The sequence below is a fragment of the Bradyrhizobium cytisi genome, from assembly GCF_008123515.1.
In the GTDB taxonomy this organism is placed as follows: domain Bacteria; phylum Pseudomonadota; class Alphaproteobacteria; order Rhizobiales; family Xanthobacteraceae; genus Bradyrhizobium; species Bradyrhizobium cytisi.
This window is the reverse complement of record NZ_VSSR01000065.1, coordinates 39,830-58,384: the sequence shown is the minus strand read 5'-3', so window position 1 is coordinate 58,384 and position 18,555 is coordinate 39,830. Positions and strand designations below refer to the sequence as shown.

At 65.3% G+C, this 18,555-nt stretch carries 17 protein-coding genes; 12 read left to right on the top strand and 5 right to left on the bottom strand.

The features are described from left to right. Positions 1 to 2 precede the first annotated feature (2 nt). Positions 3 to 1,043 (top strand): GTPase ObgE, encoded by a 1,041-nt coding sequence (obgE, locus tag FXB38_RS33005; protein ID WP_148755150.1) that lies wholly within the window; start codon positions 3 to 5, stop codon positions 1,041 to 1,043. 70 nt (positions 1,044 to 1,113) lie between these two features. Then, a complete protein-coding gene (locus tag FXB38_RS33000; RefSeq protein ID WP_148755149.1) occupies positions 1,114 to 2,748 on the top strand; it encodes an alkaline phosphatase family protein in 1,635 nt (544 codons plus the stop codon). Here the strand turns inward: FXB38_RS33000 and FXB38_RS32995 are convergent. Next, entirely contained in the window at positions 2,640 to 3,851 is a 1,212-nt protein-coding gene (locus FXB38_RS32995) for a Bug family tripartite tricarboxylate transporter substrate binding protein (RefSeq protein ID WP_246230314.1), read from the bottom strand. The two genes, FXB38_RS33000 and FXB38_RS32995, sit on opposite strands and share 109 nt — an antisense overlap. 199 nt (positions 3,852 to 4,050) lie before the next feature. Between FXB38_RS32995 and proB the strand changes: the two genes are divergently transcribed. The 10 genes from proB to FXB38_RS32945 all read left to right on the top strand — a co-directional run bounded on the left by proB (position 4,051) and on the right by FXB38_RS32945 (position 13,769). Next, positions 4,051 to 5,172, top strand: coding sequence for a glutamate 5-kinase (gene proB / locus FXB38_RS32990; RefSeq protein WP_148755148.1), 1,122 nt, complete (start codon positions 4,051 to 4,053; stop codon positions 5,170 to 5,172). A gap of 216 nt (positions 5,173 to 5,388) precedes the next feature. Further along, positions 5,389 to 6,684: a glutamate-5-semialdehyde dehydrogenase gene (locus tag FXB38_RS32985; protein ID WP_148755147.1), complete on the top strand. Its 1,296-nt coding sequence runs from the start codon at positions 5,389 to 5,391 to the stop codon at positions 6,682 to 6,684. A 23-nt stretch (positions 6,685 to 6,707) separates the two neighbouring features. Continuing rightward, positions 6,708 to 7,352, top strand: coding sequence for a nicotinate-nucleotide adenylyltransferase (locus tag FXB38_RS32980; protein ID WP_148755146.1), 645 nt, complete (start codon positions 6,708 to 6,710; stop codon positions 7,350 to 7,352). 213 nt (positions 7,353 to 7,565) lie between these two features. Further along, complete coding sequence (gene rsfS, locus FXB38_RS32975; RefSeq protein ID WP_148755145.1) at positions 7,566 to 7,922, top strand: ribosome silencing factor; 357 nt, start codon at positions 7,566 to 7,568, stop codon at positions 7,920 to 7,922. A 104-nt stretch (positions 7,923 to 8,026) separates the two neighbouring features. Beyond that, positions 8,027 to 8,509, top strand: a complete 483-nt coding sequence (gene rlmH, locus FXB38_RS32970; protein WP_148755144.1) for a 23S rRNA (pseudouridine(1915)-N(3))-methyltransferase RlmH — start codon at positions 8,027 to 8,029, stop codon at positions 8,507 to 8,509. 31 nt (positions 8,510 to 8,540) lie between these two features. Next, positions 8,541 to 9,914 carry a murein hydrolase activator EnvC family protein gene (locus tag FXB38_RS32965; protein WP_148755143.1) on the top strand — a complete coding sequence of 458 codons (1,374 nt, stop codon included), beginning with the start codon at positions 8,541 to 8,543 and terminating at the stop codon, positions 9,912 to 9,914. Beyond that, on the top strand, positions 9,911 to 11,269 hold the full coding sequence (locus FXB38_RS32960; RefSeq protein ID WP_148755142.1) for a S41 family peptidase: 1,359 nt from the start codon (positions 9,911 to 9,913) through the stop codon (positions 11,267 to 11,269). The genes FXB38_RS32965 and FXB38_RS32960 overlap by 4 nt, the downstream gene beginning before the upstream one ends. A 144-nt stretch (positions 11,270 to 11,413) precedes the next feature. Next, positions 11,414 to 12,634: a divergent polysaccharide deacetylase family protein gene (locus FXB38_RS32955; RefSeq protein ID WP_148755141.1), complete on the top strand. Its 1,221-nt coding sequence runs from the start codon at positions 11,414 to 11,416 to the stop codon at positions 12,632 to 12,634. 64 nt (positions 12,635 to 12,698) lie between these two features. After that, entirely contained in the window at positions 12,699 to 13,205 is a 507-nt protein-coding gene (locus FXB38_RS32950; RefSeq protein WP_148755172.1) for an RNA pyrophosphohydrolase, read from the top strand. A gap of 63 nt (positions 13,206 to 13,268) precedes the next feature. After that, a complete protein-coding gene (locus FXB38_RS32945) occupies positions 13,269 to 13,769 on the top strand; it encodes an RNA pyrophosphohydrolase (protein WP_148755140.1) in 501 nt (166 codons plus the stop codon). Between the two features lie 13 nt (positions 13,770 to 13,782). Here FXB38_RS32945 and FXB38_RS32940 read toward each other — a convergent pair whose 3' ends face one another. The 4 genes from FXB38_RS32940 to FXB38_RS32925 all read right to left on the bottom strand — a co-directional run bounded on the left by FXB38_RS32940 (position 13,783) and on the right by FXB38_RS32925 (position 18,473). Continuing rightward, positions 13,783 to 15,450 carry an adenylate/guanylate cyclase domain-containing protein gene (locus FXB38_RS32940; RefSeq protein WP_148755139.1) on the bottom strand — a complete coding sequence of 556 codons (1,668 nt, stop codon included), beginning with the start codon at positions 15,448 to 15,450 and terminating at the stop codon, positions 13,783 to 13,785. 149 nt (positions 15,451 to 15,599) lie between these two features. Continuing rightward, positions 15,600 to 16,007, bottom strand: coding sequence for a F0F1 ATP synthase subunit epsilon (locus FXB38_RS32935; RefSeq protein WP_148755138.1), 408 nt, complete (start codon positions 16,005 to 16,007; stop codon positions 15,600 to 15,602). A gap of 95 nt (positions 16,008 to 16,102) precedes the next feature. Further along, positions 16,103 to 17,545, bottom strand: coding sequence for a F0F1 ATP synthase subunit beta (gene atpD / locus FXB38_RS32930; protein ID WP_148755137.1), 1,443 nt, complete (start codon positions 17,543 to 17,545; stop codon positions 16,103 to 16,105). Between the two features lie 52 nt (positions 17,546 to 17,597). Then, a complete protein-coding gene (locus FXB38_RS32925; RefSeq protein WP_148755136.1) occupies positions 17,598 to 18,473 on the bottom strand; it encodes a F0F1 ATP synthase subunit gamma in 876 nt (291 codons plus the stop codon). Positions 18,474 to 18,555 lie beyond the last annotated feature (82 nt).

Sequence of the window (18,555 nt, the reverse complement as noted above, 5' to 3'; positions counted from 1 at the left end):
CCATGAAATTCCTCGACGAAGCAAAGGTCTATATCCGCTCCGGTGACGGCGGCAACGGCTGCGTGGCGTTCCGCCGCGAGAAGTTCATCGAATTCGGCGGCCCGTCCGGCGGCAATGGCGGCCGCGGCGGCAGTGTCATCCTCGAAGTCGCCGACGGCCTCAATACGCTGATCGACTACCGCTACCAGCAGCATTTCAAGGCCCAGAAGGGCGAGAACGGCGCGGGCTCGGACCGCCACGGCGCCAACGGCAAGGCGATCGTGCTCAGGGTTCCCATGGGCACGCAGATCTTCGACGAAGATCGCGAGACGCTGATCCACGACTTCACCAATCTCGGCGAAAAGTTTGTGCTCGCCGAAGGCGGCAATGGCGGCTTCGGCAACGCACATTTCAAGTCCTCGACCAACCGCGCGCCGCGCAACGCCAATCCCGGCCAGCCCGGCGAGGAGCGCTGGATCTGGCTGCGGCTGAAGCTGATCGCGGATGCCGGTCTCGTCGGCATGCCCAATGCCGGCAAGTCGACCTTCCTCTCCAAGGTCAGCGCGGCCAAGCCGAAGATCGCCGACTATCCCTTCACCACACTGCATCCGCAGCTTGGGGTCGTGAACGCCGACGGCCGCGAATTCGTGCTCGCCGACATTCCCGGCCTGATCGAAGGCGCGCACGAAGGCACCGGCCTCGGCGACCGCTTCCTCGGCCACGTCGAGCGCTGCCGCGTGCTGCTGCATCTGATCGATGCCACCTGCGAGCATGCCGGCAAGGCCTACAAGACCGTGCGCAAGGAGCTCGACGCCTATGGCGGGCTGCTCACCGACAAGATCGAGATCGTCGCGCTGAACAAGATCGACGCGGTCGAGCCGGACGAGCTGAAGAAGCAGAAGGAGCGGCTGAAGCGCGCCGCCAAGAAGACGCCGCTGCTGCTCTCGGGCATCACCGGCGACGGCGTCAAGGAAGCGTTGCGCGCGTTGGTGGATGTGATCGGCGAGGCCCCGGTCTCGGCCAAGGCCAAGAGCGCGGCCGAAGCGGAGCCGTGGTCGGCGTAAGGGCGGCCCGCTTGTCTTCGCTAGCGCAATAGCGCAGCATCGAACAATCAAGAAACGACCGGGGCGAGGCATGCCGCGCGCAAAAAACGTTCTCTGGATCATGTGCGACCAGCTTCGCTATGATTATCTCGGCTGCACAGGCCACCCCACGCTGAAAACGCCGAACATCGACGCCATGGCGAAGCGTGGCGTGCTGTTCTCGAAGGCCTATGTGCAGTCGCCGATCTGCGGCCCGTCGCGAATGTCGTTCTACACCGGCCGCTACATGCGCTCGCACGGCTCGCACTGGAACGGCTGGCCGCTGCGCGTCGGTGAGCCCACCCTCGGCGATCACCTCAAGACAATCGGCGTGCGCAACGTGCTGGTCGGCAAGACCCACATGGCACCCGACCTCGAAGGCATGAAGGCGCTCGGCATCCCGCCGGAATCGATGATCGGCGTGCACGTCGCCGAGTGCGGCTTCGAGCCTTATGAGCGCGACGACGGATTGCATCCGACCGGCCGGCCAAGGCCGAAGTACGACGAGTATCTGCGCAGCCAAGGCTTTGAAGCCACCAACCCGTGGGAGCATTGGGCCAATTCAGGCGCAGCGGAGGACGGCTCGTTGCAGAACGGCTGGCTGCTGGTGCACGCCGACAAGGCCGCGCGCGTGCCTGACGAGCATTCCGAGACGCCCTACATGACGCGCCGCGCGATGGACTTCATCGGCGAGGCCGAGACCGACGGCCGGCCGTGGTGCCTGCATCTGTCCTACATCAAGCCGCACTGGCCCTACATCGCGCCAGAGCCCTATGCGAGCATGTATTCGACCGATGACATGATCCCGGCGATCCGCTCCGAGCGCGAGCGGCAAAATCCGCATCCGGTGTTCGGCGCCTACATGGACATGCGCTACTCCCGCAACATGGCGCGCGACGATGCCCGCGAGAAGGTGATCCCGACCTATATGGGCCTGATCACCCAGATCGATGATCAAATGGGCGTGCTGATGAAGTTCCTGGAGGAACGCGGCCTCACGGAAACAACCATGATCGTGTTCACCTCCGATCACGGCGACTATCTCGGCGATCACTGGATGGGCGAGAAGGATCTGTTCCACGAGCAGTCGGCAAAGATCCCGCTGATCATCATCGACCCATCGAAGGAGGCCGACGCCACGCGCGGCACACGCTGCGATGCGCTGGTGGAGGGCATCGATCTCGCGCCGACTTTCGTCGATTATTTCGGCGGCAAGGTGCCGGGACACATCCTCGAAGGACGTTCGCTGCTGCCGCTGCTGCGCGGCCCGACACCGGGCGATTGGCGCAAGGTGGCGTTCTCCGAATATGACTACGCCATGCAGGATGTGCGGCTGAAGCTGAACCAGCCGATCGAGCGCTGCCGGCTGTTCATGGTGTTCGACGGCCGCTGGAAATACATCCACGCCTCCGGCTTCCGCCCGATGCTGTACGACCTCGAAACCGATCCGGACGAGTTCTTGGATCGCGGCGACGATCCGGAGTGTGCCGGCGTCATCGCGCGGTTGCAGGCCGAGCTGTTCGACTGGGCGCTGCATCCCAACGACCACATCACCACGCCCCGCGAGAAGATCGCGAACTATGCCGACAGCCAGCTCCAGGTGAAGGGCGGGATTCTGATCGGCGTCTGGGATGAGGCCGAGCTTGCGTCGATCAAGGACGGCATCGCACAGCGCGCGAAGTTATAAGTGAGGGAGCAAAGCTCTCTCAACTCGTCATGGCCGGGCTTGACCCGGCCATCCACGCGTAGCCGAGCCTGACGCAAGACGTGGATGCCCGGGACAAGCCCGGGCATGACGACGGAGTGTTTGGCACGAGCCGAGCCTAATTCTCGATCTTGTATCCCGTCGCCTTCACGATCGGCTGCCAGAACGCCGTGTTTCGCTGCGAGCTCCTTGCTCAGTCCATCCGCGGTGCTGCCGACCGGGATCAGGCCGATCGCCGTCAGTTTCTCTCTCACCTCGGGCTTGGCAAGCGCTGCGCTCGCGGCGGCGCCGAGCTTGCTCGCAAACTCCGGCGGACTGCCGGCGGGAAGCCACATGCCGTACCAGGCATCGGCGACGAGATCGATGCCGCTCTCCTTCAGCGTCGGAACGTCGGGCGCGAACGGCGACCGCTCCGGGCTCGAGACCGCAATGATCGTCACACCCTTGGCGCGATGCTGCGGCAGCGCATCCGCCAGCGTGGTGATCCCAAACGAGATGTGGCCGCCGATGATGTCGTTGAGGATCGGCGCGCTGCCACGATAAGGCACGCGCGTCAGCGGAATGCCGAGATCCTTCTCGAGCTTGGAGCCCATGAAATGCGGAATGGTGCCGTTGCTCGGCACCCCGAACGACGTCTTGTCGGGATGTGCCTTCAGCCACGCGACGAATCCCTTGAAATCCGAGGCATCGATCCCCGGACCGATCACGACGGCGAACTCGAACCGCGCAAGCAGGGAGACCGGCATGAAATCCTTCGCCGTATCGAAGCTCGGTGCCGTCTCCACCATCGGCAGCAGGTACATGGTCGGCCCCGTCGTCACCAGCACCATGCTGCCGTCGGGGCTTGCACCTTTCACCGCCTTGATACCGATCAGACCGTCACCGCCGGTACGGTTCTCGACCACGATGGTCCGTTGCAGCACCGGCGCCATCTCCTGCGCGATCAGCCGACACAGCGTGTCGCCGCCCGCCCCCGCCGCGAACGGGAAGATGACCTTGCTCAGCCCGGCCTGCGCTTTTGCCCCACCCACCTGCGACGGCAGCGGCAACCCGAGACATCCGGCCATGAATTTGCGGCGATCCATTGGTTTCCTCGTCCAGCCCGCTATTGGTTGGCGGCATTAGAACCGGGCTGGCCGGCAAGACAAGGCCGACCTTCGCCGTTTACGATCCCGCCCGCCTTGCGCCGGCCATCGTCCTGCTGCAAAAGCAGGCCTTAACCGGCGCCATTCTCCGCGCCGCCGTTTCCAGAGCAATTCGTCACACGCGCCAGCACCTACAGACATGGCCAGCCCCGAGCTCAGTCAATTCCGCCGCATCGTCGTCAAGGTCGGCTCCGCGCTGCTGGTCGATTCCGACCGGGGCGAGGTGCGGGCATCGTGGCTCGCCGCGCTCGCCGACGACATGGCCAAGCTGCACCAGGAAGGGCGCGACGTCCTCGTGGTGTCCTCGGGCTCGATCGCACTCGGCCGCAGCCGGCTCAAGCTGCCGCGCGGGCCGCTGAAGCTGGAGGAGAGCCAGGCTGCCGCCGCCGTCGGCCAGATTGCGCTGGCGCGAATCTGGTCGGAGGTGCTTGGCGCGCATGGCATCGGCGCCGGACAGATTTTGGTGACGCTGCAGGACACCGAGGAGCGCCGCCGTTATCTCAACGCCCGCTCCACCATCGGCAAGCTTCTGGAGTGGCGCGCGATCCCAGTGATCAACGAGAACGACACTGTCGCGACCAACGAGATCCGCTACGGCGACAATGACCGCCTCGCCGCGCGCGTCGCCACCATGGCGAGCGCCGATCTGCTGGTGCTGCTGTCCGACATCGACGGGCTCTACGACGCCCCGCCGAAGAACAATCCCAACGCCAAGCTGATCCCGGTGGTCGACAGCATCTCCTCGGAGATCGAGGCGGCGGCAGGAGACGCCGAGTCCGAGCTGTCGCGCGGCGGCATGCGCACCAAGGTCGAGGCGGCCAAGATCGCCACCACCGGCGGCACGCACATGCTGATTGCGTCCGGCAAGATCGAGCATCCGCTGCAGTCGATCGCCAATGGCGGCCGCTGCACCTGGTTCCTGACGCCTGCCAATCCCATCACCTCGCGAAAACGCTGGATCGCGGGCACGCTGGAGCCGAAGGGCACGCTGACCATCGACGCCGGTGCGGTGACGGCGCTGCGCGCCGGCGCCAGCCTGCTGCCGGCCGGCGTGATCAAGGTCGAGGGCCAGTTCGCCCGCGGCGACGCCGTGATCGTCCGCGGCCCCGACGCCAGCGAGGTCGGCCGCGGCCTGATCGCCTATGACGCCGAGGTCGCCGAGCGGATCAAGGGCCGCTCCTCGCCCGACGTGATGACCATCCTCGGCAGCAGCGGCAGGTCCGAGATGATCCACCGCGACGATCTGGTGGTGGGGGGATAAGGGCCTTGCCGTCATGCCCGGGCTTGTCCCGGGCATCCACGTTCTTTCGGGGCCAGCAAAGACGTGGATGGCCGCGTCAGGCCCGGCCATGACGTCGGGCTGGGCCAGTGGCCGAGCCCGAACCCACCGACCGAAGCCCTGCCATACCCGCCCGACCCTTCGCAAAAGCGGGATTTCCGTGCTAGGACACTGCCTTAGCAGAAGGTTGAATTCCCGATGGCCGCCCCCCTCAAAGCCGTTGACGGCAATGCCGATCTTCAGGCGCTGATGTCCGATCTCGCAGCCAAAGCCCGCGCGGCTGCGCGCGTGCTGGCGCTGGCGCCGCCGGAGCAGAAGAACCGGGCGCTGGAGGCCATGGAGCGGGCGATCCGCAGCAATGCTGCAGCGATTCTCGCCGCCAATGCCGAGGACGTCGCCGAGGCGCGCGCGTCCGGCAACGCCACCTCCTCCTTCATCGACCGCCTGACGCTGACGCCGGCGCGTGTCGAAGGCATGGCCGAAGGCATCGCGGTCGTGCGCGGTATCGCCGATCCCGTCGGCATCGTCACCGAGAGCTGGCAGCGGCCGAACGGCATGACCATCGAGCGCGTGCGCGTGCCGCTCGGTGTCGTCGGCGTGATTTTCGAGAGCCGGCCGAACGTTGCCGCGGACGCCGGCGTCCTGTGCCTCAAGTCCGGCAATGCCGTGATCCTGCGTGGCGGCTCCGACAGTTTCCGCTCCTGCCGTGCCATCCATGAATGCCTGGTGCAGGGCCTGCGTGAAGCGGGCCTGCCCGAAGCCGCGATCACGCTGGTGCCGACGCGCGACCGCGCGGCGGTCGGTATGATGCTGTCGGGCCTCAACGGCGCCGTCGACGTCATTGTGCCGCGCGGCGGCAAGAGCCTCGTCGCGCGCGTCGAGCAGGAAGCGCGCGTGCCGGTGTTCGCGCATCTTGAAGGCGTCAATCACGTTTACATCGATGGCAGCGCCGATCTCACCATGGCGAAGTCGATCGTCCTCAATGCCAAGATGCGCCGCACCGGCGTCTGCGGCGCCGCCGAAACGCTGCTGGTCGATCGCGCAGCGGCTGCGAAGAGCCTGAAGCCGCTGGTCGAGATGCTGCTCGAGGCCGGCTGCGAGGTGCGCGGCGACGACGCCGTGCAGAAGACCGACGCGCGCGTAAAACCTGCCAGCGAAGACGATTGGGACACCGAATATCTCGACGCGATCATCGCAGCCAAGGTGGTCGACGGCGTCGACGGCGCAATCGCGCACATCCAGGATCACGGCTCGCATCACACCGATGCAATCGTGAGCGAGAATGATTTGGCTGCGAAGAAATTCCTCAGCGAGGTCGATTCCGCAATCGTGCTGCACAACGCCTCGACGCAGTTCGCCGATGGCGGCGAGTTCGGCTTCGGTGCCGAGATCGGCATCGCCACCGGCCGCTTCCATGCCCGTGGTCCTGTTGGTGCCGAGCAGTTGACCAGCTTCAAGTATCGCGTTCACGGCACAGGGCAGACGCGGCCGTAAGGCATGGCGCGAGGCGTGGGGCATTGAATAACAATTTCGTCGCGCCACGTTTCTTCGCGCAGGCCATACCGCCCTACACCGAAGGCATGCGCATCGGCCTGCTCGGCGGCTCGTTCAATCCGCCGCACCAGGCCCACCGCGCGATCAGCCAGTTCGCGCTGAAGCGCCTTCAGCTCGACCGCGTGTGGTGGCTGGTGACGCCGGGGAATCCGCTGAAGGAGAACGGCAATCTGCATGAGCTCGGCGCGCGCATGCAGGCGGCGCGCGATGTCGCCAACGATTCCAGGATCGAGGTCAGCTGTCTCGAATCCGTCATTCGCACCCGCTATACTATCGACACGATCAACACCTTGCGCCGCCGTCTCAGTGGCTTGCGCTTTGTCTGGATTATGGGCGCCGACAACCTCGCTCAATTCCATCGTTGGCAGCACTGGCGGCGCATCGCCGATCAGGTGCCGATGGCGGTCATCGATCGCCCGCCGCAGAGTTTTCGTGCCCTTGCCTCGCCCGCGGCCCAGGCGCTCGCGCGCTATCGCCTGCCCGAGACTAAGGCAGCATTACTTGCGGACCAGCCGGCGCCGGCCTGGGTCTTCCTGACCGGATTGAAGCTCAACCTCTCCTCGACGGGCTTACGGAACCCGGACGGGAGCTGGAAAGGTACGAAGTGAGACAGAGTGTGCGGGATTGAGGGCTCTCTGGCATATTGAAACCCTTAACCCCACATGATGTAGTGTAACCCGTGAGGGGCGGATTCGGTCCTCGCGATACAGTGAAAGGAATGGTCCCTGGCCACGTCTGTATTGTCCAAGTCAGCTTCAACGAAGTCTGTTTTACCCAAGGCTACGAAACCGACGCGTAAAACATCGACAAAAGCTGCGGCCTTGAAGGCGCAACCCGACGCCGACAAGACGCTGAACCTGATCCTCTCCCGCCTCGACGACATGAAGGCGGAAGAGACGGTCACCATCGACCTTCGCGGCAAATCGGCATACTCCGACTACATGATCGTCACCACCGGCCGCGTGAACCGGCACGTTGGCGCGATCGCGGAGAACGTCGCAAAGAGCCTCAAGGAAACCGGCATCAAGAACATCCACGTCGAGGGCTTGCCCAATTGCGACTGGGTGCTGATCGATTCCGGCGATGTGATCGTGCACGTGTTCAGACCCGAGGTCCGTGAGTTCTACAATCTCGAGAGATTGTACACGCAGGGCCCAGGGGCGGCGAAAGCGATCTGACGCGATCTTAGAGGCGACTGGCCGATTTCGAATCGGCTGACGCGCATGCTAGCGTCGTGCGCGCGCGGATTGCGCGCGGTTCGAAAACACGACTCTGAAACCTCATGCGTGTTGCTGTCATTGCGGTGGGCCGGCTGAAGCAGGGCCCCGAACGGGAGCTTGCCGACCGCTATTTCGAGCGGTTCGACGAGGCCGGCCGCAAGCTCGGATTTCGCGAGCTCACCATCCACGAAATTCCTGAGAGCCGCGCACGCGACACCGCGACGCGAATGACTGAGGAGGCCGCGGCGATCGCCGCGCATATTCCCGAAAAGTCGATCCTGGTGGCGCTGGACGAGCGCGGACAAAACCTCGATTCCACCGTATTCGCACGGCATCTCGGGCGCTGGCGCGACGAGGGCGCCGGTCATACTATCTTCGTGATCGGAGGGGCGGACGGACTTTCGCCCGAATTGCGCCGTAAGGCCAAGCTCGCGATCGCGTTCGGCTCTGCGACCTGGCCGCATCAAATGGTCCGCGTCATGCTTCTGGAACAGCTGTATCGGGCCGCCACCATTCTGGCCGGCCATCCCTATCATCGCGCGTGATTCGCGCCACAACGAGCACCTTGCCGACAAGATGCGAGCGCCGATCCTCAATTTGCTGCTGATTGCGAGCTGCGCCGGCGCAAGCCTCTTCGCTGAAGAAAGCCTCTTCGCTGAAGAAAGCCTCGCGCAAGCTCAGACGGCGGCACCGGCGCCACAGACCGCGGCCATCTCGCCCGACGCCATCAAGCAGCGCGAGCAGGAGCTGGAAGCCGCGCGCGCAAGCAAGAAGAGTGCGGAGGAGGCGCAGGCCAAGCTGAAGGCCGAGATCACCTCGCTCGGCCAGGACCGCACTCAGCTCAATCAGCAATTGATCGACACCGCCGCCAATGTCCGAACCGTCGAGACCAAGATCGACGAGGCCGAGGCGCGGCTGAAGACGCTGAACGGCCGCGAGCAGCAGGCCCGCACCTCGCTCGATTCACGCCGCGCCGACATCGTCGAGGTGCTGGCGGCCCTGCAGCGCGCCGGACGGCGCACCCCGCCGGCGCTGCTGGTGCGGCCCGAAGATGCGCTGCAATCGCTGCGCACCGCGATGCTGCTCGGCGCCGTCGTGCCGGAATTGCGCGGCCGCGCCGAGAAGATCGCAGGCGAACTCGGCGAGCTCGTGACCTTGCGCAAGAGCATCGCTAGCGAACGCGACCAGCTCGCCTCCGACCGCGACAGGATCCGCAGCGACCAGACCCGGCTCGCCGCCCTGGTCGACGAACGGCAGCGCCAGCAGTCCTCGCGCGAAAAGGACCTCGACGCCGAGAATTCGCGCGCCATCACGCTGTCAAAGCAGGTCGGCGATCTGCAGGGGCTGATCGCCAAGATGGAGCAGGACCTGCAAAGCGCAGCCAAGGCGGCCGAGAAGGCGGCCGAGGCCGCAAAGCAGGCCGAGGCCAAGGAAGCGGCAAACGCGGCCGCCAACGCCAAACCCGGCCCGGCCGCGTTCAAGGACCGCTCCCGGACCAGCCCGGCCATCCTGTTCGCCTCAGCCAAGGGACTCCTGCCGTTGCCGGTTAACGGTAACAAGATCAGGGACTTTGGCGGTTCCGATGGGCTCGGTGGGCTCCAGAAGGGCATTTCGCTGGCAACCAAGCCCGGTTCGCAGGTCACGACGCCGTGCGACGGCTGGGTGGTGTATGCCGGCCCCTTCCGCAGCTATGGACAACTCTTGATCCTCAATGCCGGGGGCGGGTATCATGTCCTGATCGCCGGGATGGAGCGCATTTCGGTCAACATCGGACAATTTGTGCTCACGGGGGAGCCGGTCGCGACCATGGGGTCGACATCTCAAGTCGCCTCCATTCTCGCCACGAACGCGAGTCAACCTGTGCTGTATGTCGAGTTCCGCAAAGACGGCACTCCAATCGATCCAGGCCCATGGTGGGCCGCAAATGAAGGCGAGAAGGTTCGCGGATGATGCGCAAGACTTCAGTTATCCTCCTCAGCGCTGCGACCGGTGCGGCGCTGACGCTGTTCGTGACCCAGCCGCGCGCGGTGTTCATGGGCTCCAGCGCGCGAGCCGCGACCGCCGACACCTATCGCCAGCTCAATCTGTTCGGCGACGTCTTCGAGCGCGTGCGCTCCGACTATGTCGAGAAGCCCGACGACACCAAGCTGATCGAATCAGCGATCAGCGGCATGCTCACCGGCCTCGATCCGCATTCGAGCTACATGGACGCCAAGAGCTTCCGCGACATGCAGGTGCAGACCCGCGGCGAGTTCGGCGGCCTCGGCATCGAGGTCACCATGGAGGACGGCCTTATCAAGGTGGTCTCGCCGATCGACGACACGCCCGCCTCGCGCGCCGGTGTCATGGCCAACGACATCATCACCAATCTCGACGATGAAGCGGTGCAGGGCCTGACCCTGAACCAGGCGGTCGAGAAGATGCGCGGCCCCGTCAACACCAAGATCAAGCTCAAGATCATCCGCAAGGGCCAGGACAATCCGATCGACGTCACGCTGGTGCGCGACAACATCCGCGTCCGTTCGGTGCGCGCGCGCGTCGAGGCTGACGACATCGCCTATATCCGCATCACCACCTTCAACGAGCAGACCACCGAAGGCCTGAAGAGGGAGGTCGCCAACCTCTCGACCCAGATCGGCGACAAGCTCAAGGGCTACGTCATCGACCTCCGCAACAATCCGGGCGGCCTGCTCGAGGAGGCCGTCACCGTCTCCGACTCGTTCCTGGAGAAGGGCGAGATCGTGTCGACCCGCGGCCGCAACGCCGAGGAGACCCAGCGCCGCACCGCGCACGCGGGCGACCTCACCAAGGGCAAGCCGGTCATCGTGCTCGTCAACGGCGGCTCGGCCTCGGCGTCCGAGATCGTCGCCGGCGCGCTGCAGGACCACAAGCGTGCGACCATCGTCGGCACGCGCTCGTTCGGCAAGGGCTCGGTGCAGACCATCATCCCGCTCGGCTCGGGCAACGGCGCGCTGCGCCTCACCACCGCGCGCTACTACACGCCGTCGGGCAAGTCGATCCAGGCCAAGGGCATCGTGCCCGACATCGAAGTGCTCCAGGAGGTGCCGGACGAGCTGAAGTCGCGCACCGACACCAAGGGCGAGGCTTCGCTGCGCGGCCATCTCAAGAACGACGGCGACGAGAAGACCGGCTCGCAGTCCTATGTCCCGCCGGATGCCAAGGACGACAAGGCGCTCAAGCTCGCCGACGATCTGCTCCACGGCATCAAGAACAGCGCCTCCGCGGCGCCGACGCCCGGCACCACCGACAAGGCGGCAGCCGATAAGCCCAAAGCGGCGAACTAAATCGCAAGCTCAGCAATCTACGGAAAAGGGCGGCTCTTAGGAGCCGCCCTTTTTGCGTGGAACTCCTGACGTCCCCGGCCTATCCCGGCCTGCCGCCGCTTGACCTCGGCGTGGTATCGTCGGTGGAGTGATTCGGGATCTCGCATGACTGAAACGGCCGATGATCTGAGCGCCCCGCTCGGACAGGACAAGCCGCGCCGAAAACGGCGGCTGCGGCTGCCGTTCACGGTCCTGCAGGCGCTGGCCATGATGCTCGGCCTGTTCCTGGTCGCCTTTGCCGGCTTCGCCATCTTCAACAAGGACCCGCTCGGCGGCGAACCGATGACGCGGCTCGCGATTCGCGATCCCAAAGCCACAGACGAGAAGCCTGCTGCCGGCCACGGCGAGGAGCACGCTCAAGAGAGCAAGCACGCGACTAAGGAGGCGCCGAAAGAGGCTGCCTCCGGCGAGCAGAAGACCGTCACCATGATCGACGGCTCCACCGGCGCGCGCCACAACGTGGTGATCGGCGCCGGCGACGCCGCCGACAAGGGCGAGGCAGCCGCAGCAGTGCCGGCCGTCATGGCCGGGATCGACCCCAAACTGCTGGAGAAATCCCGCTACGGCATGATCCCCGCGGTCTCAGGCGATCTCAAGCCGTTCAATGTCTACGCAGCCGAGGCCGACCGCGCCAAAGCCGCGAAAATGCCGGTGGTGGCGATCGTGATCGGCGGCCTCGGCGTCGGCGCCGCCAAGACCACCGATGCGATCATGAAGCTGCCGGGCGCCGTGACGCTGGCCTTCACGCCCTACGGCGCCGACCCCGGCAAGCTCGCCGAGCGCGCCCGCGCCCAGCGCCACGAGATCTTCCTCCAGATTCCGATGGAGCCCTACGACTTCCCGGACAACGATCCGGGGCCCCAGACGCTCTTGACCTCGCTGACCGCCGACCAGAACACCGACCGGCTGTACTGGCACCTCAGCCGGATGCAGGGCTATGCCGGCATCACCAATTTCATGGGCGCCCGCTTCGTGGCGACCGATGCGGCGATGCAGCCGATCATCCGCGAGGCCTCCAGGCGCGGGCTTGGCTTCTTCGACGACGGCTCCTCGCCCCGCAGCATCGCGCCGCAGGCCGCAGGAAGCCTCGCCGTGCCGTTCGGCAAGGGCGACATCGCGCTCGACGCGGTGCCGACCCCGACCGAGATCGACCGCGCCCTGAACAAGCTGGAAGCGACCGCACGGGAACGCGGCGTTGCCGTCGGCACCGCCTCGGCGCTGCCCGTCTCGATCGAGCGGGTCGGCGCCTGGATCAAGACATTGAGCGACCGAGGTATCCTTTTGGTGCCATTGACAACCGCGATGCTGAAATCAAAATCCAGCTAAATCAAACAATTGGTACGGCACGGGCCCGATGGCCCTGCCGGCAGTACGCGAGGGGTTTGGCGGCATGGCGCGTTATGAGGATCTGCCCTACCGAACCTGCGTCGGGGTGATGCTGATCAACAACAAGGGCCTGGTGTTCATCGGTCGTCGTGCCGGCGGTCTCGAGCAGGTCGACGACGGCCATGTCTGGCAGATGCCGCAGGGCGGCGTCGATCCCGGCGAGGACACCTGGGATGCCGCGAAACGCGAGCTCTATGAAGAGACCAGTGTGCACTCGATCGAGCGGCTCGGCGAGGTTCCGGACTGGCTGATTTACGACATCCCGCGCACGGTGGCGGGGCGCGCCTGGAAGGGACGCTACCGCGGTCAGCGCCAGAAATGGTTTGCGGTGCGCTTCACCGGCAAGGACAGCGAGATCAACGTCGAGAAGCCCGGCGGCGGCGGCCACAAGGCCGAATTCGTCAGCTGGCGCTGGGAGCCGATGAAGAACCTGACCGGGCTGATCATCCCGTTCAAGCGCCCGGTCTACGAGCGCGTGGTGAAGGAATTTTCCGCACTGGCGGATGACTAAATCGAATTGTCATCCGGCTTTGGTGCTAAGGCACCGGCTGGGCTGACAACGAGAGATCCACGCGTGACGAACGAAAAACCCTACCGTCCCAATGTCGGGATCGCGCTGTTCCACGCCGACGGCCGTGTGCTGATCGGGCACCGCTTCAAGGGCGACGGCCCCGAGATCATTTTGCCGGGGCTCGACTGGCAGATGCCGCAAGGCGGCGTCGACGAGGGCGAGGTCTTGCGCGATGCCGCTATGCGCGAGCTCTGGGAGGAGACCAGCGTTGTCAGCGCCGACTATCTCGGCGAGACCGACTGGCTCACCTACGAATTCCCGCCCTACGACGGACCGCAGACGCATCGGCTGGCAAAATTTCGCGGTCAGCGCCAGAAGTGGTTCGCGCTGCGCTTCACCGGCAAGGATGACGAGATCGATCCGCTGACGCCACGCAACGGCCAGCCCGCGGAGTTCGACGCATGGCGCTGGGAGCGGCTCGACCGCGTCGCCGACGTCGTGGTGCCGTTCCGCCGCGAGGTCTACCGCGCGGTAGCGCAGCAGTTTTCGCCCTTCGCAAGCTGAAATCGCGTTCGCACTAATTGGTCGGCCCGACCGTAAACGGGCCGATCGCGATGACGTGGCAGTCGCTGTCGTGCTTGACGCAGTCGGCCAGCGCGCCGTTGACGGCGGTCTGCTCGTCGGCGGCCTTCAGGCCGAGGCCGGGACGGCCGGCGGTGCCGACGGCGACCGCGTTCCAGCCCATGCCATCGCCAAGCTTGCGGACGACCTCGTCGCGCGCATCGGCCACGATCGAGGGATTGGTCGGGGCGTGGAAGAAGCCGTTGGGCTTGAGCAAAGTCGGGATCGGCACAACGAAATTGTCGTCGACCGCCACGATCATGCAGGCCGAGCCCGCAATCGCGCCGCAGGACTCCAGCGAACGCCGCGTCGTCTCGTCGACCGATGCCGCCCCCAGCACCATGAAATATTGCCCGGCCGGGCCGAGCGCGACCGAGCGCGATTTTGCCGCCGGCGCGTAGATGTTCTCGACCCGGGTCCTGGCCTGATCACGCAGCATCGGAAAGTCTTTCGAGACGAACGGGCGCTCGGTCATGGTGTCGTGCCGCACCCAGGGCTGCGGCGGCATCGGCGGGCTGCCATGGCTGTAGACGACCTTGTTGCCGACCGCATAGAGCTCGCAGCGCCGCGGCGATTGCGCCGCGTCCGCGCGCTTCTGGCACTGGTCGAGCGCCGCATTGCGCGCGGCCTCCTCGTTCGGCTGGTTGAGCGCGGAGCCGTTGAAGCCGGCGATGTTCAGGGCGTAGGCCTTGTAATCGCCGGCCGCGGAATATTCGTTGCTGAGATAGGCGCGCTGCCGCTCGCCGATGTACGGCACCGCGTCCACGGCGATCTTGCCGCCCGATGCGGCCGGCGGCGAGGGCGTCGGTGCCGGCGGCGGCGTCAGAGCAGCCGTTTGTGTCGGTGTTGATGTCGGCACAGGCGAGGGCATCGGCGCCTTCGTCGCCATCGCGGGCGTCGGGCTTGGGGATAGCGCCGCGGCCGGGCTCGGCGAAGGCGCAGCCGCAGTCGATGACAGCTGGGTGGTCTCGAGCTTGGTGAAATAGAGGAAGCCGCAGACGCCGATGGCGACGACGGAGACCACGCCAACGACCAGCGGCCACATCCAGTTCGGCGCGGGCTGCGCCTTGGCGACCTTCTTCAGCTGCGGCGTCGCATAAGTCCCGTCCTCGCGCCGCATCGCGATCATATAGGCGTGCACGGGCGTCGGGATGTTCTTCACTTCCTGGGCGCCGATATCGGCGAACTGCACCGACAGCTTGTTGGCGACCTGCTCATGCACGGCACGGGAGACGCAGATGCCGCCGACCTCCGCCAGCCCCTCGAGCCGGGCTGCGATGTTGACGCCATCGCCGAGAAGATCGCCGTCGCGTTCGACCACGTCGCCGATGGTGATGCCGATGCGGAACGACATCTGTCGGCTCGGCGGATAGGCCATGTTGCGGGTTCGCAAGCTTTCCTGAATGTCGATCGCGCAGCGCACCGCATCGACCGCGCTCGGAAACTCCGCGAGCACGGCATCGCCGGCGGTGTTGAAGATGCGGCCGTTTGCCTTTGCGATAAAATCGTCGATGACTTCGCGGTAGGAGGCCAGGCGCCGCAGCGTCTCCTCCTCGTCTTCGGCAACCAGCCTTGAGTAGCCGGCAATATCGGCCGCGAAAATCGCCGCGATCTTGCGCTTCATCTGCACCAGCCCTGGAACCTCATCCGCGGCGGCAGAATGCCGCTATCGGCGGCGCGGTGCAACAAAGTTTCAGCGCCCGCCACAACCGTGACGAGCGCTGAACTTTTTCAGGAATTCTAGGCTTGAGCCCCGACGCAGTGCGCCGGGGCTTAGTGCATAGCCGTGGAGCTGAGCTGCTGCTGGATGCTCTTGTAGTGATCGAGCCGCTCGATGGCCTGATCGAGCTCGGTGCCTTCGTGCTCCTTGAGGCCCTCTTCCATGTCCGAGATGGTCTCGGCGAACTTGGCGCGGTCGAGCTCGGCCAGCGACGTCGCGACGTCGGCGAGCACGGTCAGGCCCTTCTCGGAGACTTCGGCGAGGCCGCCGAGCACGATGATCTTCTCGTGGCGGCCAGCGGTGGTGATGGTGAGGATGCCGGGGCGGATCGCAGCCACGACCGGCGCATGACCCGCCAGCACGCCGAAATCACCCTCGGCGCCGGGAATGTCGACCTGATCGACCTCGCCCGAGAATGCGAGCTTTTCCGGAGAGACGAGATCGAAGTGGAAGGTGGCCATGGGTTACCTGCGAATGGTGAGTAGCGACCAGGCGAGTGGCGAGTAGCGAATGGCGAATAGATCTACTCGCCACTCCCTATTCGCTATTCGCCAGCTTAGGCGGCCTCGGCCGCCAGCTTCTTACCCTTCTCGATCGCCTCTTCGATGGTGCCGACCATGTAGAAGGCGGCTTCCGGCAGGTGGTCATACTTGCCTTCGCAGAGGCCGCGGAAGCCCTTGATGGTGTCCGCGAGGTCGACGAACTTGCCGGGCGAGCCGGTGAAGATTTCGGCGACGTGGAATGGCTGCGACAGGAAGCGCTCGATCTTGCGGGCGCGGGCCACCGTCAGCTTGTCCTCTTCCGAAAGCTCGTCCATGCCGAGAATGGCGATGATGTCCTGGAGCGACTTGTAGCGCTGGAGCACTTGCTGGACCTGACGCGCGGTGTCGTAGTGCTCCTGCCCGACGACGAGCGGCGAGAGCATGCGCGAGGTCGAGTCGAGCGGATCCACCGCCGGATAGATGCCCTTTTCCGAGATCGCGCGGTTCAACACCGTGGTGGCGTCCAAATGCGCGAACGAGGTCGCGGGCGCCGGATCGGTCAAGTCGTCGGCCGGAACGTAAATGGCCTGCACCGAGGTGATCGAGCCCTTCTGAGTGGTGGTGATGCGCTCCTGCAGCGCGCCCATGTCGGTGGCGAGCGTCGGCTGATAACCCACCGCCGACGGGATGCGGCCGAGCAGCGCCGACACTTCCGAGCCGGCCTGCGTGAAGCGGAAGATGTTGTCGACGAAGAACAGCACGTCCTGGCCCTGGTCGCGGAAGTGCTCGGCGACGGTCAGACCGGTGAGGCCGACGCGGGCGCGGGCGCCGGGCGGCTCGTTCATCTGGCCGAACACCAGCGCGCACTTCGATTTCACGCTTGGATCCGGATTGTGCGGATCGGCGTTGACCTTGGACTCGATGAATTCGTGATAGAGGTCGTTGCCCTCGCGGGTACGCTCGCCGACGCCGGCGAACACGGAATAACCGCCGTGCGCCTTCGCGACGTTGTTGATCAGCTCCTGAATCAGCACGGTCTTGCCGACGCCGGCGCCGCCGAACAGGCCGATCTTGCCGCCCTTGGCGTAGGGCGCGAGCAAGTCGACGACCTTGATGCCGGTGACGAGAATTTCAGCTTCGGTCGACTGGTCGGTGTAGCTCGGCGCTTCCTGATGGATGGCGCGCTTGCCCTCGAACTTGATCGGACCGGCTTCGTCGATCGGCTCGCCGATGACGTTCATGATGCGGCCGAGGGTGCCGTCGCCCACCGGAACCGCAATCGGCTGGCCGGTGTCGGTCACGGCCTGGCCGCGCACCAGACCTTCGGTCACGTCCATCGCGATCGTGCGCACGGTGGACTCACCGAGATGCTGCGCAACTTCCAGCACGAGGCGGATGTTGCCGTTCTTGGTTTCCAGCGAATTGAGAATGGCCGGCAGGTGGCCTTCGAACTGAACGTCGACGACGGCGCCCATGACCTGGGTGACGCGACCGACCTGGTTAGCTGCTGTAGCCATGAAGCTCTCCTTCGAAATTCTGTACTTGAACGAGCGTCGTTTGGTTCGTGCGTCAGACCGCCTCGGCGCCGGAGATGATCTCGATCAGCTCCTTGGTGATCTGGGCTTGACGGGTTCGGTTGTAGATCTGGGTTTGCTTGCGAATCATTTCACCCGCGTTGCGGGTGGCGTTGTCCATCGAGCTCATCTGCGCGCCGTAGAACGAGGCGTTGTTTTCCAGGAGCGCGCGGAAGATCTGCACCGCGATGTTGCGCGGCAACAGGCCGGAGAGGAGTTCATCCTCCTCCGGCTCGTATTCATAGGACGTCGTCGGCGCGTTCGCCGCCTTTTCCTCGACGACGAGCGGAATGATCTGCTGCGCGGTCGGGATCTGGGCAATCACCGACTTGAACTGCGCATAGAACAGCGTGCAGACGTCGAACTCGCCGGCGTCGAAACGGGCCAGCACCTTCCTGGCGATGTCCTCGGCGTTGATGAAGCCGAGCTGACGAACGCCGCGCAGGTCGAGGTGCTCGACGATCTGCTTGTCGTAGAGGCGGCGGAGCTGCTCGTAGCCCTTGCGGCCGACGCAGAAGAATTTGACTTCCTTGCCCTGGGCAATCAGCGCCTGGGCGCGCTCGCGGGCGAGGCGCACGATCGAGGAGTTGAAGGCGCCGGACAGGCCGCGCTCGCCGGTGCAGACCAGCAGCAGGTGAACCTGGTCACGGCCGGTGCCGGCGAGCAGCGCCGGCGCACCGGGCGAGCCTGCAGCGGCGCCGGCGATGTTGGAGATCACGGCGCTCATCTTGTCGGCATAGGGCCTCGCCGCCTCGGCCGCTTGCTGGGCGCGGCGCAACCTGGACGCCGCGACCATCTGCATGGCCTTGGTGATCTTTTGCGTCGCCTTGGTGGAGGCGATGCGGACGCGCATGTCTTTAAGTGACGCCATTCTTCGTTCACCCCGGCGGTTCGGCCCTTACAGCCAAGCCACGAGCCTATCCCAGTCATCATGCCCGGGCTCGTCCCGGGCA

Coding starts and splice junctions, on each gene's coding strand:
- obgE (WP_148755150.1), top strand. CDS start 3: ATGAAATTCCTCGACGAAGCAAAGGTCTATATCCGCTCCGGTGACGGC.
- FXB38_RS33000 (WP_148755149.1), top strand. CDS start 1,114: ATGCCGCGCGCAAAAAACGTTCTCTGGATCATGTGCGACCAGCTTCGC.
- FXB38_RS32995 (WP_246230314.1), bottom strand. CDS start 3,851: ATGGATCGCCGCAAATTCATGGCCGGATGTCTCGGGTTGCCGCTGCCG.
- proB (WP_148755148.1), top strand. CDS start 4,051: ATGGCCAGCCCCGAGCTCAGTCAATTCCGCCGCATCGTCGTCAAGGTC.
- FXB38_RS32985 (WP_148755147.1), top strand. CDS start 5,389: ATGGCCGCCCCCCTCAAAGCCGTTGACGGCAATGCCGATCTTCAGGCG.
- rlmH (WP_148755144.1), top strand. CDS start 8,027: ATGCGTGTTGCTGTCATTGCGGTGGGCCGGCTGAAGCAGGGCCCCGAA.
- FXB38_RS32965 (WP_148755143.1), top strand. CDS start 8,541: ATGCGAGCGCCGATCCTCAATTTGCTGCTGATTGCGAGCTGCGCCGGC.
- FXB38_RS32960 (WP_148755142.1), top strand. CDS start 9,911: ATGATGCGCAAGACTTCAGTTATCCTCCTCAGCGCTGCGACCGGTGCG.
- FXB38_RS32955 (WP_148755141.1), top strand. CDS start 11,414: ATGACTGAAACGGCCGATGATCTGAGCGCCCCGCTCGGACAGGACAAG.
- FXB38_RS32950 (WP_148755172.1), top strand. CDS start 12,699: ATGGCGCGTTATGAGGATCTGCCCTACCGAACCTGCGTCGGGGTGATG.
- FXB38_RS32940 (WP_148755139.1), bottom strand. CDS start 15,450: ATGAAGCGCAAGATCGCGGCGATTTTCGCGGCCGATATTGCCGGCTAC.
- FXB38_RS32935 (WP_148755138.1), bottom strand. CDS start 16,007: ATGGCCACCTTCCACTTCGATCTCGTCTCTCCGGAAAAGCTCGCATTC.
- atpD (WP_148755137.1), bottom strand. CDS start 17,545: ATGGCTACAGCAGCTAACCAGGTCGGTCGCGTCACCCAGGTCATGGGC.
- FXB38_RS32925 (WP_148755136.1), bottom strand. CDS start 18,473: ATGGCGTCACTTAAAGACATGCGCGTCCGCATCGCCTCCACCAAGGCG.